The organism is Pseudomonas sp. S60 (assembly GCF_016647865.1).
Taxonomy (GTDB): domain Bacteria; phylum Pseudomonadota; class Gammaproteobacteria; order Pseudomonadales; family Pseudomonadaceae; genus Aquipseudomonas; species Aquipseudomonas parafulva.
Window position 1 is genome coordinate 20,339 of the sequence record NZ_JACVVH010000022.1, and the last position, 24,170, is coordinate 44,508.

The window sequence follows — 24,170 nt, forward strand, 5'->3', positions numbered from 1 at the left end:
CAAGAACATGTTTAAAAGTGAAAATCATTTTCATTAAATGCAGTAATATGGCCACCGTTCATCGTTGCACCGTAAAGCTTTAAGGAGCCCCCTTGCCTACGCCTGTCGAACCTCTGCGTTTGCTGCTGTTGGCCAATGAGCCGGAATGGGCCACTTTGCTGCACGCGTGCATGCCTGCCTTGCGCGGTACAACCGTGCTGGTAACGGCACCCAGCTGGGAGGCGGTCGACAGCCTGTTCAGCCAGGACCGCCAGGCGATCGTGCTGGCGACCCCGGCCCTGTTGCCGGCGGCGGGCCGGTGCGAGCTGCCCACCATCTTGTTGCTGAACGACGAACCTGAAACGGTGCCAGCGGGTGTCAGCGATTGGCTGGTCAGTGACCAGCTCAGTGCCCACACCCTGCGCCGCTGCCTGCGCCATGTGCGCGAGCGGGGTGTGCTGGTGGCCACCTTGCAGCGCCTGGCAGAGCAGGACCCCCTCACCGGTATAGCCAACCGCCAGGGTTTCCAGGCGCTGCTCACTGCTCGCCTGGCCGAAAACGAAGGCCGCGGCCTGGCCCTGGGCCACCTGGACCTGGACAACTTCCGCCACGTCAACGATGCCCTGGGCCACCAAAGTGGGGACAGGCTGATCCTGCAGGTGGTCAACCGCCTGACCCACCAGCTGGAAGCCGGCGACCAGCTGGCGCGGTTGGGCAGTGACGAGTTCGCCCTGCTCATCGACACCCGCCGCGACCCCAAACGCGCCGAGTGGATGGCCGAACGCATCATCGAGGCGCTGGCCGAACCCTACTGGATCGACGGTGAAAGCCTGCTGCTGGGCTGCAGCCTGGGCCTGGCACATGCCCGCGCCCAAGGTGGGGCCGACCCGCTGATGTGGCACGCCCACATCGCCATGCGCCAGGCCAAAGGCAGCCAGGGCTGCACGTACCATGTCTTCAACGAGCGCATAAACCGCAATGCCCGCAGCCTGGCAGACCTGGAAAGCGAGCTGCGCCGTGCCCTGCGCCGCGATGAGCTGGAGCTGCACTACCAGCCGCGGCTGAACCTGGCGGACGGCCACATCGTCGGCCTGGAGGCCTTGGTGCGCTGGCGTCATGCCGAGCGTGGCCTGTTGCCTCCCAGCGAGTTTGTGCCCCTGGCCGAGCAGAGCGGCCTGATCGTGCCATTGGGCTACTGGGTCATCGCCCGTGCGCTTCGGGACATGCAGGCGCTGCGAGCCGCCGGGCTGGAGCCGCTGCACATGGCCGTCAACCTGAGTTTCCGCCAGTTTCAGGACAGCCAGTTGCTGGCCACCTTGAGCCGGCTCATTCAGGAATATAGCGTCGATGCCCGCTGGCTGGAATTCGAACTGACCGAAACGGCCGTAATGCGCCGCAACGAGCTGGTGCGCCAGACCATGGACGCCTTGGGGCGCCTTGGCGTGCGCTTCTCGCTGGATGACTTCGGCACCGGGTTTTCGTCATTCGTGCACCTCAACAGCCTGCCCATCGCCCTGCTCAAGGTGGACCGCAGCTTCGTCGCCGAGATGGAAATGCGCGAAGAAAACCGCAAGCTGGTGCACGCCATGATCAACCTGGCCCACAACCTCAACCTGGAGGTGGTGGCTGAAGGGGTGGAAAGCGACGAGCAACTCGGCTTGTTGCGGGGCTTTGGCTGTGACCAGGTGCAAGGTTTTCTGGTCAGCAAGCCATTGCCCGTGGACGAACTGATGGCGTTTCTGTCGCAGTGCCAGCAGGCCGAGGCCGGCTAGCCGGCTTTACCCAGCATGCGCTTCATTCGCCATTCAAAGCCGAACGTAAGCGCCACCGCTGCACACGCCAGGCCCAATGCCAGGCCCCACCAGACGCCGACCGCGCCGCCGCCCAGGGTAAAGGTGAACAGCCAGGCGCTTGGCGCGCCCACCAGCCAATAGCACACCAGCCCGATCAGGAACGTGGTCTTGGCGTCTTTCAGCCCGCGGATCGAACCCATGGCGATGGTCTGCATGCCGTCGAACAGCTCGAACCAGGCGGCCACCATCAACAACTGCACGGCCAGCTGGAAGATCGCCGCGAACGCAGGGTCATTCCGGTCGATGAACAGCCCCACCAGGGCGTCGGGCAGCAGCCAGAACAGCGCGGCGAAGGCGAACATGATCAGGCCCCCCAGGCCGATGCCAATCCGCCCGGCGCTGCGGGCTGCCAGCAGGTTGCCCGCACCGAAGTACAGGCCCACACGCATGGTCACGGCGTAGGAAAGGCCGGTCGGCACCATGAACGCGGTGGACACGATCTGCAGGGCGATCTGGTGCGCGGCCAGCTCCGTGCTGCCCAGCACGCCCATGCACAGCGCCGCGAATGCGAACAGCCCCACCTCCACCATGTAGGTGCCACCAATCGGCAGCCCCAGCCGCCACAGCTCGCGCAACGCCGGCAGCGACGGGCGGGACAGGCCTTTGCGCAGTGGGTAGGCGGCGTAGGCCGGGTGCCAGCGGATGTACAGCGCCAGGGCAATGGCCATGCCCATCGACACCACGGCAGTTACCAGCCCGATGCCCATCAGGCCGAGCTTCGGCAGGCCGAACATGCCTTCGATTAAAGCAACGTTCAGCAGGTAGTTGAGCACCGTACCCACCAGGCTGATCACCATCACCGGTGCCGAACGGCCCAGGGCGCTGGTAAACCCGCGCAACGCCATGAATGTGAGGTAGCCGGGCAGGGCCAGGGGTAGCAGGGTCAGGAACTCGGCGGCCGAGGCCACGTTCTCGGGCTTTTGCCCGAACAGCAGCAGCGCCGGCTCCAGGTTCCACAGCACCAGCGCCGCAAACAGCGCCAGGCCCCATGCCAGCCACAGACCGTTCTGGGCCAGGCGCGTGGCCCCTTCGATGTCGTTACCGCCCTTGCGGATGGCCACCAGCGTGCCGACCGCCGCGATCACGCCAAGGCAGAAGATCGACACGAACGAGTAGCTCGCCGCACCCAGGCCGCCACCGGCCAAGGCCTGTGGGCTGATGCGGGCCATCATCAGGGTGTCGGTGAGTACCATCAGCATGTGCGCCAACTGCGAGGTGATCAGCGGGCCTGCCAGGCGCAGCAATGCCTTGAACTCGGTAGTGGGGGCGACGTGCATGGGGCGGTCCTTGGTGATGACAGGCGGGAACGAAGGGCGATTCTGAGGCCTGGGTCAGCTTTGCACAAAAGGATAAATGCGATCATTGGCATGAGTCTGACTCATGCATGTAAGCTTCCTGATCATTTGCCCCAAGGGCCCGTGTGCCAGGAGCCTCATGCAACGCAAGCTGCCTCCCCTCTATGCCCTGCGCGCATTCGAAGCCGCAGCGCGGCTGAACTCGTTCACCCGTGCCGGCGAAGAACTGTCCATTACCCAGAGCGCAGTCAGCCGGCACATTCGCACGCTGGAGGATCACTTTGCCTGCCGCTTGTTCATGCGCAGTGGCCGCAGCCTGCAACTGACCGAAGCTGCACGGGTGTTGCTACCGGGTGTGCGGGAAGGCTTTGCCGCGCTTGAGCGTGCCTGTGACACGTTGCGCGGTGAAGACGACATGCTGCGCATGAAGGCGCCGTCCACCCTGACCATGCGCTGGTTGCTGGCCCGGCTGAGCCGCTTCCGCCGGCTGCAGCCTGGCAACGAAGTGCAACTGACCAGTGCCTGGATGGACGTCGACCATGTGGACTTCAACCAGGAACCCTTCGATTGCGCGGTGCTGCTGGGCGATGGGGTGTTCCCGGCAGAGTGGGAGGTGCGCAAGCTGTTCCCCGAACTGCTGGTGCCGGTGGGCGCACCAGGGCTGCTGGATGACGGGCCCTGGACCGCGGCGCGCCTGGCGAGCAGCGAGCTGCTGCACCCTACGATGGACAAGCGCGACTGGCGGGTATGGCTGGAGCGCCTGGGCCTGGGTGGCAAGGTTTCGCTCAAGGGCGGGCAGGTGTTCGACACCCTTGAACTGGGCATGATTGCGGCGGCCCGTGGCTACGGTGTTTCTATCGGCGACCTGATGATGGTGGCCGAAGATGTGGCGCAGGGGCGCATGAGCCTGCCATGGCCGACAGCGGTACCCAGCGGCATGGACTACTACCTGGTATGGCCGCGCACACGGCCGGGCGGCGAGCGGCTACGCCGCCTGAGCGCCTTTCTGCAAGCAGAGGTGGCTGCCATGGCGCTACCCGAAGTGGCGATCCTGCCAGCCCTCTGATTGCGAGCGGTATATCCCGGCCCGGCACTCAAGTATTCAGCAGCGACGCCGATCAAGTGGCACCAGCGTCCCGGAAGAGGGCGCGCTTCCCGTCGAATAGAAGCGGGCGGTCAGCGTGATCAGGATGATCCCGGCCTCTTGCCAGGAGCTTCCCCATGCCTCAACCGCGTGCACGAATTGCCTCGCAACTCGGTATCGCCCTCGCCATCGTGCTGGCGCTGGTGATTTCCGGCAGTACCCTTTTTGCCCTGCGTTCACTGGACGATGCCAACCTCGCCACGCGCCAGGCCCACCTGGCCAGTGAGGCGCGCTTGCTGGCCGACCAGCTTGACACGTTCCACGGCTCGCTCAAGGACAATACCCAGCGCCTGAGCGGCCTGTTCGAGCGCCGCTTCGCGTCTGGGCTGTCGCTGCATACAGGGCAGACCGTGCAGGTCGCAGGCCAGGCAACGCCGGCCCTGTACCTGGGCGATCAGCTGTTGAACAACGACTTCCAGCAGGTAGACGACTTCCAGCAGATGACTGCCGGTATCGCCACGGTGTTTGTGCGCAGCGGCGACGATTTCGTGCGCATCAGCACCAACCTGAAGAAACAGGACGGCAGCCGCGCTATCGGTACCCAGCTCGACCGCCAGCACCCGGCCTACGCCAAGCTGCTGGCCGGGCAGATGTACGTTGGCCGCGCCGTGTTGTTCGACCGCAACTACATGACGCGCTACGTGCCGATGACCGACGGCAATGGCCGGGTGATCGCGGTGCTGTTCGTGGGTTTCGACTATACCGATGCGCAGAATGCCCAGTTCGCCAACCTCAAACGCTTCCGCATTGGCCAGACCGGTTCGTTGGCACTGCAGGATGAAAAGGGCCAGTGGCTGGTGCCGCCGGCCAATGCCGAGCAACCGCTGTACAGCGCCACCGCGCCCTTTGCCGAAGGGCCCTGGACAGTGGTTGCGAGCATGCCACTGGCGGAGATCCGCGAGGTGACCTGGAGCGTAGGCCTGCGCCTTGCCATCGGCAGCCTGCTGGCCATGCTCATGGCTGTGGTTGCCACGCTGTGGTTGCTCAGGCGCAAGCTGCGCCCGCTGGACGACCTGGTGCGCCAGGCCGAAGCGCTCGGGGCGGGTGACCTGAACGCACGGCTGAACGTGACCAGCCACGATGAAATCGGGCAGTTGGCGCGCAGCTTCAACAAGATGGGTGAAGCCCTCTCGAACATGGTCGAGCATATTCGCAGTGCTTCCGAGCAGGTCAGCACCCGGGCCCGTTCGCTGTCTGGCCTCTCGGCTGGCGCCTGCGAGGGCATGGACCAGCAATCAGGCGAAATCACCAGCATGGCAGGCGCGGTGGAAGAGTTCAGCGCCACCTCCATGAACATCGCCGACAACATGGCGGGCACCGAGCGCATGGCCCGCGACAATGCCCAGCAGACCCGCGTGGGCCGCGGCGCCATGGAAGAAGCGTCGCACTCGCTCACGCAGATTGCCGATGCCCTCGGTGGTACCGCCACGGTGATGAACAGCCTGGGTGCGCGTTCGCAGGAGATCGGCAGCATCATCAGCGTCATCACCGCCATCGCTGAGCAGACCAACCTGCTGGCCTTGAACGCTGCCATCGAAGCGGCCCGTGCCGGTGAGCAGGGGCGCGGCTTTGCAGTGGTGGCTGACGAGGTGCGTGGGTTGGCAGCGCGAACCCGCCAGGCCACGGATGAAATCTCCGGCATGATCACCAGCATCCAGCAGCAGACCGGGCACGCCATCACCACGCTGGAGCAGAGCAACCAGCTGATGCAGGACGGCCTGGCGCGCAACGGCAAAGTCGCGCAGGCACTCGCCCGCATCGACGAACAAAGCCGCGCGGCGGGTGAGCAGTTTGCCGTGATCAGTACGGCGACCCAGGAGCAGAGCAGCACTGCGACCGTGCTGAGCCGCAACTTGCAGAGCATCGCCCAGGCCAACGGTGAACAGCGCGAGGTGGCCAACGAGCTGGCATTCACAGCGCGGGAGCTGGAAGGGCTGGCAGCGCAGCTGCGTCAGGAAGTGGACCGCTTCCGCTGAAACGGTGGGGCGCCCCAGGCGCCCCCTTCGATCTGCTGCCTTACAGCGATGCCAGGCTCAGCGCCTGCGCACACGCCTGCAGCGAGCGGCGCTCGCTTTGCGCGTACAGCGCCAGCTCATCCTGCACCTGCAACCCCAGCGCTGCTTCGAAGGCCGCACGGTTGGCGTTGCTGCCGTACTCGGCCTGGGCATCGTCGCCCAGGTTGGACTGGAAGATCCCGGCGGCGCTTACGGGCAGGAAATCCTCGTACACCAGTGCCTCGAAATGCACGTGGCCTGCGTCGATCAGCCCTTGCAGGGTAGTGGGCCTGCCTTGTTGATCGCGCGCAGCCAGGCCTTTCTCGGTAGCGAAGTAGCGGAAGTACGCCAGGCCCTGCTCACGCATCTGCGCCAGGTCGTCCGGGAAGGCGGCGAAGGTGTCGGTAAGCATTGCCATGTATTGCGCGGCATTGGCCTCGGCGGGGGCGCCACCCAGTGCGGCGCGGGTGGCGTCGAGCAGCTTGTCGTAGAGCTGGCGCCCCTTCGGCGTCAGCGCCGCGCCACGTTGCTCGATTTCCCCAAAGCGCGCGGTGTGGCTGCCTTCGCTACCGTGCTGGCCGCTGAATGCGACCTTTTCCTGCAGGGCCTTGAAGCTGGTCTGGCGCAGCAGAATCGGGTGGCGGCGGGGCGGGGGGCCTTCGACCACCGCCTTGGGCGTGATGCCCTTGGCCGGCATGCCGAGCTGGATGGCATCGATGTCCAGGGTGCGCGGGGTGAGGTGGTTGATATGCGGGCCCTTGAACGCCACCACATCGGCAATCAGGCGGTGCTGGTCGTGCAACTGCTGGTACTGTTCGGCGGTGACGGTGGCGTCCCGGTGCCAGCGGAAGGTGTGCAGGGCTTCCTGTACGAAAGCCTGGGCATCTGCGGTGTTCAGGCCGCCATCGCGTTCATGCTGCTCGATCAGCTGGAGTGCGCGAGGGGTGAAGATCTGGCGTTTGGCCAGGATACCCTGGGCCATTTCGCGCAACTGCAGGTTGTCGATCAGCTCCAGGCGCAGCAGCGAAGTGAAAACGCGGAACGGGCTGACGTGCAGAGACTGCTCATGCACGGCACGGAACGCGGTGGAGTGCACGGGCACCCCGGCACTGCTGAGGTCGTAGTAGCCCACCGGCTGCATGCCCATGACCGCAAAAAGGCGGGCGATGGTCGCCAGCTCCTCGGCCGTACCCACCCGGATGGCACCATGGCGTTCATGGTCCAGCCGCTCGATTTCCCCCGTCCAGCGCAGGGCCTGCGCCACGTCTGGCTGTTGGGCCATGACCTGCTGGTTGATTTCGCTCACCAACGCCAGCAGCGTGCCGTACAGCGGCACTTCCTGTTTGTACATGAGCGACATGGCGGCAGAGAACTGCGCGCGGATGCTGTCGGGGCTGACGAAATCGTGGGCGGGCATCGCTAGCTTCCTGGTTGGGTTTGGACACTTACATGAAAGCTGGGAATGTACCGCGCTCACAAGCGAAAAAAAGTGAATGGGTCATTCCTTTTTTGATCGACCTGGTGGCGCGAGCTTGTCTTCAATCACTCAGCAAGCCTGAAGCTGCTCGCCAATCCACTCCACCAACGCCCGCACCTTGGGCACCTCTGCGGCATGCTCGGCATACGCCAGGTAGTGTGCCCCCGTGCTGCGCATGGCATGGCGCCACGGCACTACCAGGCTACCTTCGGCCAGTTCCTTGGCTGCCAGGTATCGCGGCACCAGCGCCACCCCACACCCTGCCTGCGCTGCGCTCAATGCCATGTAGAACGTGTCGAAACGCGGGCCGTGGTAGGCACTTACACTTTGCAGGCCCAACTCGTCGAACCATTCGTGCCAGGCCTCGGGCCGCGAAGTGCTCTGCAGCAGCACCAGGTCCGCAAGCTGCGCCGCGTGCTCAAGTGTGCGGCCGGCCAGCAGTTCAGGCGCACACACCGGCACCACCTCTTCGCGGAACAGCTCCACGCAGGTGGCCCCCGGCCACGTGCCCTGGCCGTAGAAGAACACCACGTCCGCCGAGCCCTGCAACAGGGCGAACGGTTCCATTTCGTTGCGGATGTCCAGGTGGATGTTGCTGTGCCTTTTGCCAAAGCCCTTGAGGTGAGGGATGAGCCAACGCACGCCAAAACTCGGTTGAGTGGCTACCTTCAATATTTCGGTCTGCTCGCCATAGGTGAGCACGTAGCGGCTGGACATATCCACCTGGGTAAGAATCTTGTTCACTTCGGCCAGGTAAAGGCTGCCCGCCGGCGTGAGCTGCAGGCGCCGGCGGATGCGCAGGAACAGGTGGTGGCGCAACAGGTCTTCGAGCTGCGCCACCTGTTTGCTGACTGCACTCTGGGTCAGGTGCAGCTCTTCGGCAGCGCGGGTGAAGCTGAGGTGACGGGCTGCAGCTTCGAAGCACTGCAGGGCGGTCATGGAAGGCACCAGGCGTTTTGACATAGCGTTCTCAGTGGCTCAGATCATTACCTGGGGGAATGATATGCGGAATAAAGGTCGTTTGTTGCACCGAAGTGATCGGATTAATACTGATCCACATCATTTTCCAACCTGTCATCCGATGTAGGAGTACACCAATGGTTGCCGCACTGCTCAAGCGCCTGGGGGTTGCCGCCGAGGCTCATACCCAGGGCGATTACCCTGTTTACACGCCCATCGATGGCAGCCAGATCGCTTCGGTGAAACTGCTCGGCAAGGCCGAGACCGTGGCCTGCATCGATCATGCCCAGCGTGCCTTCGAAGCCTGGCGCAGCGTCCCGGCCCCACGCCGTGGCGAGCTGGTGCGGCTGTTTGGCGAAGTGCTGCGCGAGCACAAGGCCGACCTGGGTGAGCTGGTATCGATTGAAGCGGGCAAGATTACCCAGGAAGGCCTGGGCGAAGTGCAGGAAATGATCGACATCTGCGACTTCGCCGTGGGCCTGTCGCGCCAGCTGTACGGCCTGACCATCGCCTCCGAGCGCCCGGGCCACCACATGCGCGAAACCTGGCACCCGCTGGGCGTGGTAGGGGTAATCAGTGCCTTCAACTTCCCCGTCGCCGTATGGGCCTGGAACACGGCCCTGGCCCTGGTGGCGGGTAATGCCGTGCTGTGGAAGCCGTCCGAGAAAACTCCGCTCACTGCCCTGGCGTGCCAGGCATTGTTCGACAAAGCCCTGAAGGCCTTTGGCGACGCCCCGTCAGGCCTGGCCCAGTTGGTGATCGGTGGCCGTGAGGCTGGCGAGGCCATGGTCGACGACCCGCGTGTGCCGCTGGTCAGCGCCACCGGCAGTACGCGCATGGGGCGTGAAGTGGGCCCGCGTGTGGCGGCCCGTTTTGGCCGCAGCATTCTCGAGCTGGGTGGCAACAACGCCATGATCCTGGCCCCGAGCGCCGACCTGGACCTGGCGGTGCGCGGTATTCTGTTCTCCGCTGTGGGCACTGCTGGCCAGCGTTGCACCACCCTGCGCCGCCTGATCGTGCACCGCTCGATCAAGGACGAAGTGGTTGCCCGCGTCAAAGCCGCCTACGGCAAGGTGCGCATCGGCGACCCGCGCAAGGACAACCTGGTCGGCCCGCTGATCGACAAGCTGTCGTTCGACGCCATGCAGGGCGCGCTGGCCAAGGCTCGCGACGAGGGTGGCCAGATGTTTGGTGGCGAGCGCCAACTGGCCGACCAGTACCCGAACGCCTACTACGTGTCGCCTGCCATTGCCGAAATGCCGGCGCAAAGCGACGTGGTGCGCCACGAAACCTTCGCCCCGATCCTCTACGTGCTTGCCTATGACGACTTCGAAGAGGCCCTGCGCTTGAACAACGAAGTGCCACAGGGCCTTTCGTCGTGCATTTTCACGACGGATATCCGTGAAGCCGAACGCTTCCAGAGTGCCTCGGGCAGCGACTGCGGCATCGCCAACGTCAACATCGGTACCAGTGGCGCTGAAATTGGCGGTGCATTTGGTGGCGAGAAGGAAACCGGTGGCGGGCGTGAATCGGGTTCTGATGCCTGGAAGGGCTACATGCGTCGCCAGACCAACACGGTCAACTATTCCCGCGAATTGCCGTTGGCCCAGGGGATTGTGTTCGACTGAGGCTGTGATGCAGCGTGGCGGGGGCTTGGCCCCCGTATCGCGGGCAAGCGCGCCCCTGCAGCATCTCTGCTGCCCGCGAATGGGCTGTAAAGCAGCCCCAACAAGAACAACAATGCTGGAGCCGGGCCATGTCCGAACTGCATCAACAATGCTTGTGGGAATCCGTCAGCAAACCGGCCGTCGCCGCCCAGGCCCTGGCAGGTGAGCACAAGGCTGATGTTTGCGTGATCGGTGGTGGCATCACCGGGCTGTCGGCGGCCATTCACTTGCTCGAACAGGGTAAGTCAGTGATCGTGCTGGAGGCCTGGAAAGTGGGCCACGGTGGCTCAGGGCGCAACGTCGGCCTGGTCAACGCCGGCACCTGGATCCGCCCCGACGACGTCGAGGCCACCCTGGGCCAGAAACAGGGCAGCCGCCTGAACAAGGTGCTCGGCGATGCCCCCGGCGAAGTATTCGCCATGATCGAGCGCCTGGGCATCGACTGCCAGGCCCAGCACAAAGGCACGCTGCACATGGCGCACAACGCCACCGGCATCGCCGACCTTGAGGCCCGCCACCAGCAATGGCGCCGCCGCGGTGCCGACGTGGAGCTGCTGACCGGCGCTCAGTGCCAGGCGTATTGCGGCACCGACAAAATTGCCGCTGCGCTGCTCGACCGCCGCGCCGGCACCATCAACCCCATGGGCTACACCCAGGGCCTGGCCGCTGCCGTGGTGCGCCTGGGCGGCAAGCTGTTCCAGCAGTCTTCTGTCGAAGGCCTTGAGCGTGATGGCGATGCCTGGCGGGTAAGGACAGCGCGCGGCTCGGTGCGCGCGGGCAAGGTGGTGATTTCCACGGGCGCCTATACCGAAGGTGACTGGAGCAACCTGCAGAAGCAGTTCTTCCGCGGTTACTACTATCAGGTTGCCTCCAAGCCGCTGCAGGGCGAAGCCGCCGACAAGGTCTTGCCGTATGGGCAAGGCTCCTGGGATACCCGCACTGTGCTCAGCAGCATCCGCCGCGACGACCAGGGCCGCCTGCTGCTCGGTAGCCTTGGGCGGGTCGACAACAAACCGGCGTGGTTTGTGCGTAGTTGGGCTGACCGGATCCAGGGCCACTACTACCCTGGGCTGGGCAAGGTGGAGTGGGAAATGCACTGGACCGGCTGTATCGACTTCACCCCCGACCACCTGATGCGCCTGTTCGAACCGGCGCCGGGCCTGGTGGCGGTGACCGGCTACAACGGCCGGGGCAATACCACCGGTACCGTGATTGGCCGCGCCTTTGCCGAGTTTCTGCTGAAGGGCGAGGCGGGCAGCCTGCCGATACCGTTTTCACCAATGAAGGGGGTGAGTGCGCCTTCGTTGCGCACAGCGTTCTATGAGTCCGGGTTCTCGCTGTATCACGCGGGGCAGTGTTTGCGGGTGGTGTTGTAAGGGTTGGCCTTTAGCGGGCGAATCGGCTTGGTATATCTGCGACAGGTAGTGCAAGTGCGCTGGTGAACGCCTTCCAGTCCCACCGTATTGTTCGGCGAAAGGGCCGGTTTGAGGGCGCGTGAGGGCTGCCAGGTGTTCGCCGCGACAGAGGCTGCGCCTGTGAGACCGAGCGCCGCCCGCGCGGCGCATCGCGAGCTGCGCTCGCTCCTACGCTTGTTTCGGGCCAGTAACGCCTGTGGCAGACCCACGCGACCGCCTGGTTTGTACGACACGATATCGCGCCATGCACCAAGGCGTTCGCGCACCAAAGGTGCACAAACATGTTGGCGGAGAGGGGGTATGCCTAACTGTTTCCCGGTCGGTACTGCAGCGCCTCGGCCAGGTGTGCCCTGCCAATGGCCGGGCACTGGTCGAGGTCGGCCAAGGTGCGCGACACTTTCAGCAACCGGTGCGCGGCACGCAATGACAGGGTAAGCCGCTCGCAGGCGACTTCCAGCCATGCCTGGTCGGCCGCAGCAAGGGTGCAATGTTGGCGTAGCCCATCCAGGTCCAGAAACGCGTTTGCACAGCCTTGCCGCCGTTGCTGGACGTCACGCGCCTGCGCCACCTTGGCGGCGACCGTCGCGCTGGTTTCACCACAAGGCTGACTGTTCAGCGTAGTGCTTTCACGGGCTACGGTCAGGTGCAGGTCGATGCGGTCGAGCAGTGGCCCCGACAACTTGTTGCGATAGCGCGCGATTTGCTCAGTGCTGCAACGGCAGCGGCCTGTGGGGTCGCCCAGGTAGCCGCATGGGCACGGGTTCATGGCAGCAACCAGCTGGAAACGGGCAGGGAAGCGCACCTTGTCCCGGGCCCTGGCGATAACGATCTCGCCCGACTCCAGCGGCTCACGCAGCACCTCCAGCACCCGCCGTTCAAACTCCGGCAGCTCGTCTAGAAACAACACGCCGTGGTGGGCGAGGGTGATTTCCCCCGGTTGAGGGCGGCTGCTGCCACCTACCAGCGCAGGCCCTGAAGCGGAGTGGTGCGGGTGGCGGAAGGGCCGTTGTGGCCAGCTGCTCAGTGGCGCATGGCCGCTGACCGACTGGATGGCAGCCACCTCCAGCGCTTCGTGTTCATCCAGCGGCGGCAACAGCCCCGGCAGGCGGCTGGCGAGCAGTGTCTTGCCCGTACCGGGCGGCCCCGTGAACAGCAGGTTGTGCGCTCCGGCAGCCGCCAGCAACAGTGCGCGCTTGGCGGCCAACTGCCCCTGTACCTCGCTCAGGTCGGGGTAAGGCCGAGGGTTGAATACCAGGCCGTTGGCGGCATAGGGAGGCAACGGCACCTGGCCGTTCAGGTGAGCGACCAGTTCCAGCAGGTGGCCGACCGCATACACCACCAGGCCACTGGCCAGGCTGGCTTCCTCGGCATTTTCCCGCGGCACCACCAACGCCCGGCCAGCTTCGCGCGCGGCCAGCGCCGCAGGCAGCACCCCTTGAACCGCTCGCAATGCCCCAGACAGTGCCAGCTCGCCCAGGCACTCCATATCCGCCAGCATGGCCGCAGGCAGTTGCCCGTCGGCGGCGAGGATGCCCAGTGCGATGGCCAGGTCGTAGCGGCCACCGTCCTTGGGCAGGTCGGCCGGGGCCAGGTTTTGGGTGATGCGCCGGGCAGGGTAGTTCAAGCCTGAGTTGACGATGGCACTGCGAACCCGGTCTTTGCTTTCTTTCACGGTGGTTTCCGGCAGGCCCACCAGGGTGAGGTGCGGCAGGCCGTTGGCCAGGTGGGTTTCGACGCTGACGGCGGGGGCCTGCACGCCAACCTGGGCGCGGCTGTGGACGAGTGCTAAGGACATGGACGCTCCGTGGTCGCTGCAAGGGCCGCTTCCTGCGGCCTGGGGCAAGCATAGAGCGTGAGGCAGAGGCGCGTTCTACAAGTGTGCGTCAGGGTTTTTCCAAACCTGGAAGCCGTTTGGGCTAGCACGTTTTAACTTGGAAGCCTTTAGCGGGCGAATCGCACTGATGTACCCGCGAAAAGGTTAAAACAGGCTGAAGGTGTCACTCCGCTGGGGAAGCTGAATAACCCCTTAAAGTGGCGGTTGCGATTCAATACCATCCAGCAATGCTTCGACCAAGCCTTCTGCCATTTCGACTGCGTTCAGGTTGGCCCAAAACAGGCTCTTCCCCGTTTCGTCCAAATGTTCCAACGCTTTGTAGCCACAATCGTAGGCACCTCGCAAATACTGCGCGACATGCACCAGAGCATCGTGGGCGGAGATGTTTGGGTTAACGCTAAACAGGGGCGGGTGGCCGGCGTCGCAGCGGCTGAAGGCTCGTTGGGTGGTGTCGGGTAAGGGTGGATCAGGAACGATTTTTTTCATTGCAGTAAGCTCTCATGGTTGTACTGCAACCTTTCGTTTCCACGCGAAGGGTGGCAGTTGTACGCGGGGTGGAAAACCGGTGAGAGGCAACCCGGCAGGCCATACGGCCTCCCGCGCACAACTGCCATTGACGACAGCACCTCCAACCGAGACGGGTTTCCACACCCGATCGCTGAACTGACAGCGACCTGGCCAGCCTAGAGAGCAGGCCTTCCCCGGGCAATCAGACGGGCTTCGACACCGCGCGTAGGATAAATCCTCAGGTTATGAGTTCACGTCGGAGATGACTTGCAAGGAAGTAGGACGTTGCTGAAATTTTCGCGTGGTGGGCAGTGCTGTGATGATTTGTGCTCTGATAAGTCAGGAGTCGAGGCTGTTGCGTAGCGCCAACTTAGTCAACTGCCCAGGCAGGTCATTCTCTGCTCGCCATTTGTTGAGTTTTCCGAGCGCATTTCCCAGGCTTCTCTGGCCGTAATTATGTGGTTTTCTAAAGGCATGTGTAAAATTTATCAGTTGAGTTTTATTAAGAGGGATGGACTTGATCCATCTAGCGACCCAGCCATTTGGACATTGACTATAGTCTGGGTCGCATTCAGCATGCGTAGGAAGCGCCAGATGGAATGCCAATGGTTAAATAGGGGAGCTTACTAAGCCGTGGCCAAAGTCGCTCGCATTAAACTCCGGACTGAAGCAGTCCCTACGAGCGCTAGCAACCAAGTTGGAGGCAACGGCTTGGGAGAGCTGAGATGAGCGGAGGTCCCGCAGATGCTCCCACCACAGTGCGGCAACCCCCGCCACGTGAGGGCAAGCCATGCTCGTTCCGCCCATTGACTTAAGGCTACCGCCCGGCCATGCCGACATCACATTGACACCAGGAGCCGTCAAGTGAGGCAAGCTATTGGAGAAGTCTGCAATGGTGTGCAAGGGGTTGGGATATGCTGCGGCAGCTACTGACAGTACACCTTCAGCGGATGCAGGGAGCGAAGCTGAGATCCGGTAATCGTTGTTGATGGCGCGCCGGCTCTCGTTGCCGGCGGCGGCGATGACGAGGGGTGTGGCATTGAAAACTGAGTGGCTTTTAAACACATCCATCAACGAATCGAACAGCCGCAGGTTTCCACAAAATACATCAAGTGCTTCGGAAGTGGCGAGGTCGGCTGGCCAGCCTTTATTGATTTTCTCTTCGACTTCTCCTGGAAAATCGAAGCCGAGGGACATTGAAATGATATTAGCTCGTTGGGCCAGCGCCCAATACATTCCTTGGAAGAGGATGTCAGAGTCCGCGTTGTGCTCTCCAATCACTTTCGCGATGAGAGCATTCTTCACTCCTCGCGCAATGCCAATGCGACGGCCATCGACATTCCGGCCGAAGATAGTTCCTGCGCAATGAGTGCCATGCCCGTCCCAGTCGCCGTTTCCCTCGCCGGTAAAATCTTGCTCCTGCAACTCAACACCTGCGAACGCTGGATGGGTACGATCGATGCCAGTGTCGAGCACAGCCACTCTGACGCCAGCGCCGGTGTAGGGGGAAAGATGTGCGTTAACCGCTGCAACGCCCCATGCATCACCCGCGTCTTCAGGTTCTGCAGCCGAATTCAGCGGACTGATAAGCTTGGTTTTCATAGGTCTCGAGATCGCGAGAATTTCAGGATCTCTACCTAATTCCGCGGCTTCGTGATGCTGCAAACGCTCGGTGACGAGCGATGGTCTCTCGCTACCGGTCTCTGTCACGCTTCGTTTCATCGAGCTAGCGGAAGAGAGCGGCCTTTTCAGGATGATGTACTTATCCATTTGCTTTCCTTGCAAAGCACATTGGGCATTAAGCAGTGGTGGAGCATGAAGCTCCCGAGATGAGCGCTTATACCCTGACTGGCAGCGCAACCTGTGGCTGTATTTCAACCAGGGCTGAGTAGGCCTCTAGAATTTCAGTAAACAGGTTGGGGTGCTTGGGTGCTTCCAAGGTGATGATCATAGCGTACCTGATCTTCTCCGCCTTATCTGCCGTACCGCCTTTGTGCCGTGCGTTGTAATGGATATCGAAGGTTGCATCCTTCAGGCTTGAGCCATACATCGACTTGGAGTCGTGAAGTACTGTCTCCCACTTCCCAGCATCTGAGCGTAGCTCTTCCTCCGTCGCAAACGTCCTTTTTTGAAAGAACGCCTTAGACTTGGCATTGGCTGCACCTTCTTCGATCTTGTCCTTGTGGGGGCGGAAGGTCACTTCAAGCCCGGCTCGCGTATACGAGGCGGAATCTTGAGGGTCCGTTGTCGAGGCGAATGAGAAGGTGGCTTTGACTTTCACTTTGCCTGTGAGCGCTTCCAGAGGAAGGGGAATGGGTGCCCGGATATATTTACCAGGCTTCAGCTCTCCTTGATACACGATGCGGGCTACACCTGATGGGCAAGTGATCACCTGCATGAGGTCTTCAGGGATTTTTCCCCAGCCTACATCGATCGTATCGTGGCCATTGCGATCAGCTGCATGGATCAGTAATGCCTTGATCGCGAGCGGCGACAAGTCCGGCCCCAAAATAGCCCGTACACCCACTGCCGCGCGAAGTACGTAAGGCGCTGCGAAACTGGTTCCTAGCAGTGGGACTAGGGTCGGTTTGATGCCTGGAACAAGCGTGTGGAAGTATTGTTTCCCGCCCCCGAAAGCCATGAGGTCTGGTTTGATGACGCCGGGGCTACGTCCCGGACCGCGTGCGCTGTACGAAGCCCGTGCCCAAGCATCACTGGTGCAGTTGGCAGCGCCTACAGTGACCGCGTTAACGCAGTCTGAGGGTACCAGCACCCTATCCAATTGGACTATTGAGTCGCGAGTGCCGTTGTTCCCTGCGGCGATGGTCATGAACGTACTGCCATCGCTTAGCAGGTGATCAATCACTGAGGTCCATGCGTGAACATCATCGTCTTCGATAGCGACATCGGGGCCGATACTCAGATTGATGAACTCGTACTGTCGAGATAGTAGGACTTCCTCGACATGACCCAGCGTGCGATACAGCTCCAACGGATTTTCGAGGCTGGCTCCCTCATCTAGGACGCGCAGATGATCCACGAATGAGTAGGGCCGATTTGCGCTACCTTCGGGCTCGATCGGGCCAAAGAGAAATGCTGAAGTGGCTGCCAGGCCATGTTCCGGTCCTTCTGGATCGTCACCTGCCTTTTCATCAAGGACTCGATAGCTTTTCAGCCACCTGCCGATGGAGTGCTCCTGCGGAAGCCCCGCATCAAGAATCGCAACCCGTGGATCAGAAGACAACGGTGCTTGTTTAGGAAGCGTGCACCCAACAGCCGGCCCGCTACGCTTTGTGGTCGGCAACAATCCCCGCATCTTGGGGACGGGCCTAATCACTCGCAGGAAGACGAACTCTGCCAGCAACAGTGTGCTTGCTTGCTCCCCTTGCACTGGAACGAACCACAGGTTCCCTACTTCGAATCCCAGATCGCTATGAACGGTTACACTTCGCTCAGTAGCAAACGCTATGAATGCCTGCTGAATGAAGGTGCTGTCTTGGTCGGGCAGCATGTGTAGGCCGCATTCGAAATACGTGTCTTGGGCTGAGCCAGGGTTCACGATCCGACCTTCAGGCTCAAAAGCGAGGATGCTTTCGATCCTGGTTAGCTCGAGAGCTTCACCTGACTCGCGCTCGACGGTTTCCATCCACTGACTGAAGGCCCTAAAGGCTCTGCGTTTACCAGCGACAAAAATCTCGGTGGTCGTCGTTTCTTTTGGTGCTGTCTTCCTCGTCCAGCTTTCAGGAGTGATCTTGACCTTCCGGCTTCCGATAGACTCAAGGCCCACCGCCCGCAACATGTTGGCCGGGTAAAGGGACTTGGCGATATAGCTCGGATTCAGTACTAGCCTAGCAACACCGAAATCCTGAGGGCATGCGGCCGGAGAAAGTTTGTCGAGCGATGCTGCTGCTTCGTTCGCTTGCTCAGAAAGTCGTTCCTTCGCTCGCTGGAAGGTGTACGCATCGGCCTTATCAATTTTCCTACCGACACCCTTAATACTTTGTGTCAGGAGCTCACCCCGACCTATGAGGAAGTTTGTTTGGCTCATGTAGTGGTACTCGTCCGTGATGATCGTTTAAGAGGAGTTGAAGCAACAGAGCGGTGCTTGCGAATCGTGTCCCGGCTCACGCCAGTTATGTCGTGGATAGCGCGTTGCGAGAGAGATGTTTCGTTATCAAGTAGTAGGGCGAACTCGATCTGTTCCGCGCGTTCCAGATGCGGCGTCTTCAAGCGTACGATGTCCTCAACCAGCTTCTCGGCATTACTGCTGCCTAACGCCAGGGACCGACGAAAGCGCTGCATATCACGCTCAATATCACTGAAAGAATGTTTCTGGAAGGCATACGAAAGTACCCCTATCCATTTTTCAAAACGCGGAAGATCCGTCCCTAGGAAGCGCTTGATCGCCACAGCCACCGCCTCCGCATCAGGCGTTTTGAACTCAATCACCAGGTCAAATCTGCGCCATAGAGCGGGGTCAATGAGCTCAGGGTGATTCGTTGCTGCAAGCAGCAGGCTCGATGAAGGCCAGTCATCAACCTCTTGAAGAATGACGGTGACTAGGCGCTTCAATTCGCCGATGTCGCTATCGTCGCTACGCCGTTTCGCAATCGCATCAATTTCATCGAGGAACAAAACCGATGGCGTTCGCTTGGCGTAATCAAGGGCGGCTCTGAGGTTCGCACCGCTTTTGCCAAGGAGGCTGCTCATGACCGCAGTCAGATCAAGCACAAATAGCGGCACGCCAAGTTGGGCTGCTATCCACCGCGCAGTGATGGTTTTCCCTACTCCTGGAGCGCCCACAAATACCGATGATCTAGTGGGTTGCAAGCCCAGAGAAAGCAGTTTATTGGTCTGCTTTCTCTCTTTAATCAGCTGCGCGAGGCTGGTTTGCACAACCTTGTCCAGCATAGGCGCCGGAAACTCGGGTCCATCATTGAAGACCTTGAGGAGCGATAGCTTCGACTCATCGTCTACAGGCAATACGCCCCCTTCGATTTTCGATGGGGCTTCTCGGCGCATAAGGTGGCCATTACCGCTGGGTGCGATGGTGCGAAGAAAGGTTTCCAGTTGATCAGCCAGCTCTGGTTCCATTCCACGGTACTGTCTGACAAGGCGTGCAACGAAGAGCCGTACATCCTCGCTTTTTTCGCTGAGGGCCAGCCTGGCTACCTGGACTAAATCTGATTTTACTTTGGTCAACTCGTCCGTTTTCATCTGATTAGTCTGATTTTAGGGCCTTTGCGGCCATGCATTGAGTGGACTAGATGGTAGCAGATTGCGCGGTATTGTCCTATTGGCAATAGCCGGATCGGCCCTGAATTGCAGGGTGCCGACGACCGGCAGGGCCCTAGCCATTGATTTAGCGAAAGGTGGCCAGATCAACCAGTCGCATCTATTTCGATTTTTTCGTATTTGATTCGATAACCTGCAGCTGCCACCTACCAGCGCAGGCCCTGAAGCGGAGTGGTGCGGGTGGCGGAAGGGCCGTTGTGGCCAGCTGCTCAGTGGCGCATGGCCGCTGACTGACTGGATGGCAGCTACCTCCAGCGCTTCGTGTTCATCCAGCGGCGGCAACAGCCCCGGCAGGCGGCTGGCGAGCAGTGTCTTGCCCGTACCGGGCGGCCCCGTGAACAGCAGGTTGTGCGCTCCGGCAGCCGCCAGCAACAGTGCGCGCTTGGCGGCCAACTGCCCCTGTACCTCGCTCAGGTCGGGGTAAGGCCGAGGGTTGAGTACCAGGCCGTTGGCGGCATAGGGCGGCAGTGGCACCTGGCCGTTCAGGTGAGCGACCAGTTCCAGCAGGTGGCCGACCGCATACACCACCAGGCCACTGGCCAGGCTGGCTTCCTCGGCATTTTCCCGCGGCACCACCAACGCCCGGCCAGCTTCGCGCGCGGCCAGCGCCGCAGGCAGCACCCCTTGAACCGCTCGCAATGCCCCCGACAGTGCCAGCTCGCCCAGGCACTCCATATCCGCCAGCATGGTGGCAGGCAGTTGGCCGTCGGCGGCGAGGATGCCCAGTGCGATGGCCAGGTCGTAGCGGCCACCGTCCTTGGGCAGATCGGCCGGGGCCAGGTTTTGGGTGATGCGCCGGGCAGGGTAGTTCAAGCCTGAGTTGACGATGGCACTGCGCACCCGGTCTTTGCTTTCTTTCACGGTGGTTTCCGGCAGGCCCACCAGGGTAAGGTGCGGCAGGCCGTTGGCCAGGTGGGTTTCGACACTGACGGCGGGGGCCTGCACGCCAACCTGGGCGCGGCTGTGGACGAGTGCTAAGGACATGTACGCTCCGTGGTCGCTGCAAGGGCCGCTTCCTGCGGCTTGGGGCAAGCATAGAGCGTGAGGCAGGGGCGCGTTCTACAAGTGTGCGTCAGGGTTTTTCGGCCGCTAGTGGCGGGCTGTGAAGGAATATGTGGTACTAAAGCGTGGCACGGGGCTAGATATTCAAGCGGTGAGGTGATCGCGGTCCGGTGGCGCGAGCTGGCTGACATGCAGCGGTCTCCATCCATTCTAATCAGGAGTAGGGTATGCCGAGTGAAAAGCGCCTCACCGAGGACGAGATTCGGAACCTTGAGGCTGAGATTCCTTCAGTTGCTGCAGGTGCGACGCGTACGGCCTATATGAGAGCGCTCGCAGCCGGGCACACCGTCGTGAACGTTCAGGGCTGCTACCTTGTAGAGTCGAAGGCGGATGGCTCTGTGACCGTTGTAGGGAATGTTAAGCCTCGCCGCAAAGTTAGCGTTGGGGAAGCAATTCAGGTCCGCCGAGTGAACTCCAGTGCCAACGCCTAGGTTCCGCGTGTTCGCGGGACCAAATGGCTCGGGTAAAAGCACGATCAGAGCGCCAGTTCCACTCAATCTGGTCAACACCTATGTGAACGCAGACCAGATCACGCCACTCCATGCCCACTCCAGGGTCGACGAATCCCGTGACTTCTTTTCTAGACTCACGTAGACAAGGGCATTAACGCCGCCCGCTAGCCGTATTAGCATTCCCGCGCATCAGGCTTTCCAAGCCTGAAAGCCATTTGCACCTGCACGCTTTAACCTACAAGTGGATCCAATTATTTTGCGCGCTCGGCTGCTTTGGCTTACTGTTGCTGGGCAAACCGTCGATGCCATTGGATGGCACCGCTTCTACCTTGAAATGGACTTGAGGTATTGCTCTGTGCAAACGCTCACCCACACGCGGGAGGCGATCCGCGAGCTGGTTCAGGCCAGTGCATTCGTTGAACTCAATCGGTTTTTCGACAGCCTGGAGGCGCGTTGGCGCCAGGCCCTGCCGGGTGAATTCCCCGCCTACATGGCCGCTGTCGAGGGGCACATGCTGGTCGCCCCCGAGCAGGGCGACAGGGCGTTGAGCCAAGTCCTCAAGGCCTGGATCGATGCCTGCCCCAGGGCTTATCACCCCCAGGTAGTCATGGGTTTTCACTGCTTCAACAGGGCTCGCCAGGTGGACCAGAGTGGCACGCGCACAGCGGCGCGCTTTCTGGCTGTGGAGCAGATGTGCGAGACAGCGACGGCGCACCTGTTGCGGGCAATGGCCCATTCCCGTCAACCCGCAACGGCGGCTATCGGCATGCTGCACATCAGCGCTCATTTCCGTGAACCAGGCTGGCTCATCGAGTTGTTCCAGCACCAGCCCGCGCGCTTCAGGCCCAGCGCCAATGCCGATGTTGAAGTCCAGGAGGCAGCAGCGCCGTTTCTGGTCAGGCATGGCGTATTGCCGCTGGCAGAGCTGCCGAAAGTGCTGCCGGCTGGCTTGCAGCCGCGCAACGACGAGCCTCAGGAGGCTCCGCACCACTACTGGATGCGCCATGCCCTGGCCGCCTGGCCCGGCTGCTTCGAGGCCGTCCAGGCGTATGCCCAGTACCTGTTGCCCCGTTGGGGGGGCAGCTTGCAGGCAGTGGAGCTGCTGGCCAGTGGGCCGCTGTGCGAAAACTGGAGTGAGGCGCTGCGCAACGCGCTGCGCTGGATGGCCATCGAAGACCGGCTTGTGTTACCGGCCTTCGACCAGCCGCAAACGGTCGATGATTACCAGGCATTATGCGATGCCTGGGCCAAGCGCCCGCTCAGGCCCAGGGATAACGCCGTGGTGCTGGCCTGGCGTGGCGCGCTGCGAAGCTGCGCCATACCGGCACGTGGCGATGCCTTTGCCGATTTTGTGGCGAGCCTGGCATGTGACGCTGACCTTGGGGCCATTCAGGCGCTGGGCCAGCCATTCAAGCGCCTGGTGCGGGTTGCGCTGGCGAGCGGGGCGGCCAATGAGCAGGCCCTGTTGCACACGGCCATGCTGCGCCTGTGTGAAGGGCGCTCCCATGCTGCTGCCTGCGCCTTGCGGGCTGCTGCCTATCGTTTTGGCCTGTGGGGGATGGCGCGTAATGGCGAGCAGGCTCGGCACTGGCTGCAGGTCGCGGTCAGGCGCCAGCGTGCAGGCCAGGCACCAGGCTTCGAGCTTCTCGACCTGGTGCGCCTGCTGTGGTCGGCAAACCGGCACGAAGTGGCGTGCTACCTGCTGGAGCGCTGCGCCGAACTGAACCTGCGGGGCGCCGCGTTGGCAATGTTCGAGCTGCATCACGGCGACCTGGGCCACACCCCCGAACATTACCTGGACGATGAAGTGGCCGAGCGCTGGTTACAGCGTGCGGTTGAGGCCGGGAGCCGGCAAGCCAAGTACCGGCTGGCTTGCCTGCGCATGCGTGGCGATGCGAACCTGCGTGACCGTACTACCATGCTGGGTGTGCGGCGGTTGTTGATCGACGCGTTGGGCCACCCGCAAACCAACGCTTGTGCACGGCTCCGGCTTGGCATGCTGCTGCGCCAGTTTGGCCACGCACGGGAACGCGCCGAGGCGGTGGCCTACCTGTTGAGCCTGGTGGAACACCCGGACCCGTGGATCGCTGCCCGGGCCAGTGCCGAACTGGGCCTGGCCTGGATGCAGGGGCGTGGCACCCGCAGGCAAAGCCGCTATGCCGCCATCGAGTGGGTCAACCATGCTGCCACCCTGCAGCCGGGCGATTCCGTGATCGAGCACATCCACGCCGAAGTGCTCAATTCGAACAACCGGGTAAAAACCCTGTTCACTCAGTGCGGTGCGGCCCTGTTCCGCGGCAACCTGCGCCCCGGGGAGCTGCCCCCAAAGGCCGCCCCGCACGCCTTCGCCAGGCGCCTTGAGCGGCCCTTCCAGCCACTTTAGGGCTTGGTGCCGAGGATGATGTGCGATGCCTTGATCAACGCGGTCGCTTTCACGCCTGGCGCCAGGCCCAGTTCCTGCACGGCTTCGCGGGTCACGATGGCATACACCTCGGTGCCCCCGGACAGCTTCAGCACCACCTCGGCATTCACGGCACCGTCGCCCACCCGTACCACTTCACCTTCAAGGGCGTTGCGGGCCGACAGTTTGTAACCCGCCGCGTCGGTGAGCAGCACCACCCAAGGGGCTTTTACCAGTGCCACGGCCTGCTTGCCGACGTTGATGTTCAGGTTGTGCAGGCTGGTCATGGTGACCACCGCTACCAGTTTCTCGCCGCCGGCCAGGGTAAGTTCCACTTCAGCGTTGACGGCACCGGGTTGAACACTGCTGACTTTGCCTTCGAACGTATTGCGGGCACTGACTTTCATCGCGTTGACTCTCCTTGGGCGGCGGGTTAATCGGGGCGGTTCGGGGACAGCCTTGCTTCCAGCTCGCTCACCTGTTGCTCAAGGGCCTCCAGACGCGCCCGGGTGCGGGCCAGTACCACCATCTGGCTGTCGAATTCTTCGCGGCTGACCAGGTCAAGCTTGCTGAAGGCACCCTGCATGAGCACCTTGAACTGGCTTTCGAGTTCGGCGCGGGGATGGTTGGTATCGCTGTTGAACAGGCGCGAGGCCTGATCGCTCAGGGCATCGAGGAGGGCTTTGGGCGCGAGCATGAGGCTGTCCGTTGCAATTGAATGATGGCAGCCAGTGTATCACGCAGCCCTCAACGGCCGGACGCGCCCAGCGGCTGCACATTTTTCGCGCAGCGAGCCGGCGCCAAGCGCACCGAAAGGGTGCGCGCCACCCATGCT

At 62.2% G+C, this 24,170-nt stretch carries 16 protein-coding genes and 2 pseudogenes; 7 read left to right on the forward strand and 11 right to left on the reverse strand.

From position 1 onward, the window contains the following. Positions 1-92: 92 nt before the first annotated feature. Positions 93-1,751, forward strand: a complete 1,659-nt coding sequence (locus IAE33_RS12970) for a putative bifunctional diguanylate cyclase/phosphodiesterase (protein ID WP_201163782.1) — start codon at positions 93-95, stop codon at positions 1,749-1,751. Here IAE33_RS12970 and IAE33_RS12975 read toward each other — a convergent pair. Beyond that, entirely contained in the window at positions 1,748-3,109 is a 1,362-nt protein-coding gene (locus IAE33_RS12975) for a NorM family multidrug efflux MATE transporter (protein ID WP_201163783.1), read from the reverse strand. The genes IAE33_RS12970 and IAE33_RS12975 overlap by 4 nt on opposite strands. Positions 3,110-3,266: 157 nt before the next feature. Between IAE33_RS12975 and IAE33_RS12980 the strand changes: the two genes are divergently transcribed. The 3 genes and pseudogenes from IAE33_RS12980 (at position 3,267) to IAE33_RS24960 (ending at position 6,247) form a co-directional block, all read left to right on the forward strand. After that, on the forward strand, positions 3,267-4,193 hold the full coding sequence (locus tag IAE33_RS12980) for a LysR substrate-binding domain-containing protein (protein ID WP_201163784.1): 927 nt from the start codon (positions 3,267-3,269) through the stop codon (positions 4,191-4,193). Between the two features lie 155 nt (positions 4,194-4,348). Further along, positions 4,349-5,392 (forward strand): annotated as a pseudogene (locus IAE33_RS24955) (Cache 3/Cache 2 fusion domain-containing protein); the annotation flags it as partial. Between the two features lie 132 nt (positions 5,393-5,524). Continuing rightward, positions 5,525-6,247 carry a methyl-accepting chemotaxis protein gene (locus IAE33_RS24960; RefSeq protein ID WP_442967374.1) on the forward strand — a complete coding sequence of 241 codons (723 nt, stop codon included), beginning with the start codon at positions 5,525-5,527 and terminating at the stop codon, positions 6,245-6,247. A 40-nt stretch (positions 6,248-6,287) separates the two neighbouring features. Here IAE33_RS24960 and hglS read toward each other — a convergent pair whose 3' ends face one another. Together hglS and IAE33_RS12995 are read right to left on the reverse strand one after the other, a co-directional pair. Next, the gene (hglS, locus tag IAE33_RS12990) at positions 6,288-7,682 is read right to left on the reverse strand and encodes a 2-oxoadipate dioxygenase/decarboxylase HglS (RefSeq protein ID WP_201163786.1); all 1,395 of its coding nucleotides are present in this window, start codon (positions 7,680-7,682) and stop codon (positions 6,288-6,290) included. 129 nt (positions 7,683-7,811) lie between these two features. Next, complete coding sequence (locus IAE33_RS12995; RefSeq protein ID WP_201163787.1) at positions 7,812-8,705, reverse strand: LysR family transcriptional regulator; 894 nt, start codon at positions 8,703-8,705, stop codon at positions 7,812-7,814. Positions 8,706-8,839: 134 nt separating this feature from the next. Here IAE33_RS12995 and amaB point away from each other — a divergent pair, with 134 nt between their 5' ends. Together amaB and amaA are read left to right on the forward strand one after the other, a co-directional pair. Then, positions 8,840-10,330, forward strand: coding sequence for an L-piperidine-6-carboxylate dehydrogenase (gene amaB / locus IAE33_RS13000; RefSeq protein WP_201163788.1), 1,491 nt, complete (start codon positions 8,840-8,842; stop codon positions 10,328-10,330). A 128-nt stretch (positions 10,331-10,458) separates the two neighbouring features. Further along, positions 10,459-11,745: an L-pipecolate oxidase gene (gene amaA, locus IAE33_RS13005; RefSeq protein ID WP_201163789.1), complete on the forward strand. Its 1,287-nt coding sequence runs from the start codon at positions 10,459-10,461 to the stop codon at positions 11,743-11,745. Positions 11,746-12,088: 343 nt separating this feature from the next. Here amaA and IAE33_RS13010 read toward each other — a convergent pair whose 3' ends face one another. The 6 genes and pseudogenes from IAE33_RS13010 to IAE33_RS13035 form a co-directional block, all read right to left on the reverse strand. Beyond that, a complete protein-coding gene (locus IAE33_RS13010) occupies positions 12,089-13,579 on the reverse strand; it encodes a YifB family Mg chelatase-like AAA ATPase (RefSeq protein ID WP_201163790.1) in 1,491 nt (496 codons plus the stop codon). Positions 13,580-13,810: 231 nt separating this feature from the next. After that, positions 13,811-14,104, reverse strand: a complete 294-nt coding sequence (locus tag IAE33_RS13015; protein ID WP_201163791.1) for a hypothetical protein — start codon at positions 14,102-14,104, stop codon at positions 13,811-13,813. A 630-nt stretch (positions 14,105-14,734) separates the two neighbouring features. Next, on the reverse strand, positions 14,735-15,895 hold the full coding sequence (locus IAE33_RS13020; protein ID WP_201163792.1) for a S8 family peptidase: 1,161 nt from the start codon (positions 15,893-15,895) through the stop codon (positions 14,735-14,737). 67 nt (positions 15,896-15,962) lie between these two features. Next, positions 15,963-18,173: a S8 family peptidase gene (locus IAE33_RS13025; RefSeq protein WP_201163793.1), complete on the reverse strand. Its 2,211-nt coding sequence runs from the start codon at positions 18,171-18,173 to the stop codon at positions 15,963-15,965. Continuing rightward, positions 18,170-19,342: an AAA family ATPase gene (locus IAE33_RS13030; RefSeq protein ID WP_201163794.1), complete on the reverse strand. Its 1,173-nt coding sequence runs from the start codon at positions 19,340-19,342 to the stop codon at positions 18,170-18,172. Before IAE33_RS13030 ends, IAE33_RS13025 begins: the two co-directional genes overlap by 4 nt. Positions 19,343-19,552: 210 nt before the next feature. After that, a pseudogene (locus IAE33_RS13035) lies at positions 19,553-20,404 on the reverse strand (magnesium chelatase domain-containing protein); the annotation flags it as partial. 885 nt (positions 20,405-21,289) lie between these two features. Here IAE33_RS13035 and IAE33_RS13040 point away from each other — a divergent pair. Beyond that, on the forward strand, positions 21,290-23,317 hold the full coding sequence (locus IAE33_RS13040) for a DUF4034 domain-containing protein (protein ID WP_201163795.1): 2,028 nt from the start codon (positions 21,290-21,292) through the stop codon (positions 23,315-23,317). Here the strand turns inward: IAE33_RS13040 and IAE33_RS13045 are convergent. Together IAE33_RS13045 and IAE33_RS13050 are read right to left on the reverse strand one after the other, a co-directional pair. Next, a complete protein-coding gene (locus IAE33_RS13045) occupies positions 23,314-23,742 on the reverse strand; it encodes a TOBE domain-containing protein (RefSeq protein ID WP_028632927.1) in 429 nt (142 codons plus the stop codon). The two genes, IAE33_RS13040 and IAE33_RS13045, sit on opposite strands and share 4 nt — an antisense overlap. A gap of 26 nt (positions 23,743-23,768) precedes the next feature. Next, complete coding sequence (locus IAE33_RS13050; protein ID WP_201163796.1) at positions 23,769-24,032, reverse strand: accessory factor UbiK family protein; 264 nt, start codon at positions 24,030-24,032, stop codon at positions 23,769-23,771. Between the last annotated feature and the right edge of the window lie 138 nt (positions 24,033-24,170).

Bases quoted from the DNA above. Each gene is read 5' to 3' on its own strand.
- IAE33_RS12975 (WP_201163783.1), bottom strand. From the start codon at position 3,109: ATGCACGTCGCCCCCACTACCGAGTTCAAGGCATTGCTGCGCCTGGCA.
- IAE33_RS12980 (WP_201163784.1), top strand. From the start codon at position 3,267: ATGCAACGCAAGCTGCCTCCCCTCTATGCCCTGCGCGCATTCGAAGCC.
- IAE33_RS24960 (WP_442967374.1), top strand. From the start codon at position 5,525: ATGGCAGGCGCGGTGGAAGAGTTCAGCGCCACCTCCATGAACATCGCC.
- hglS (WP_201163786.1), bottom strand. From the start codon at position 7,682: ATGCCCGCCCACGATTTCGTCAGCCCCGACAGCATCCGCGCGCAGTTC.
- IAE33_RS12995 (WP_201163787.1), bottom strand. From the start codon at position 8,705: ATGTCAAAACGCCTGGTGCCTTCCATGACCGCCCTGCAGTGCTTCGAA.
- amaB (WP_201163788.1), top strand. From the start codon at position 8,840: ATGGTTGCCGCACTGCTCAAGCGCCTGGGGGTTGCCGCCGAGGCTCAT.
- amaA (WP_201163789.1), top strand. From the start codon at position 10,459: ATGTCCGAACTGCATCAACAATGCTTGTGGGAATCCGTCAGCAAACCG.
- IAE33_RS13010 (WP_201163790.1), bottom strand. From the start codon at position 13,579: ATGTCCTTAGCACTCGTCCACAGCCGCGCCCAGGTTGGCGTGCAGGCC.
- IAE33_RS13015 (WP_201163791.1), bottom strand. From the start codon at position 14,104: ATGAAAAAAATCGTTCCTGATCCACCCTTACCCGACACCACCCAACGA.
- IAE33_RS13020 (WP_201163792.1), bottom strand. From the start codon at position 15,895: ATGGATAAGTACATCATCCTGAAAAGGCCGCTCTCTTCCGCTAGCTCG.
- IAE33_RS13025 (WP_201163793.1), bottom strand. From the start codon at position 18,173: ATGAGCCAAACAAACTTCCTCATAGGTCGGGGTGAGCTCCTGACACAA.
- IAE33_RS13030 (WP_201163794.1), bottom strand. From the start codon at position 19,342: ATGAAAACGGACGAGTTGACCAAAGTAAAATCAGATTTAGTCCAGGTA.
- IAE33_RS13045 (WP_028632927.1), bottom strand. From the start codon at position 23,742: ATGAAAGTCAGTGCCCGCAATACGTTCGAAGGCAAAGTCAGCAGTGTT.
- IAE33_RS13050 (WP_201163796.1), bottom strand. From the start codon at position 24,032: ATGCTCGCGCCCAAAGCCCTCCTCGATGCCCTGAGCGATCAGGCCTCG.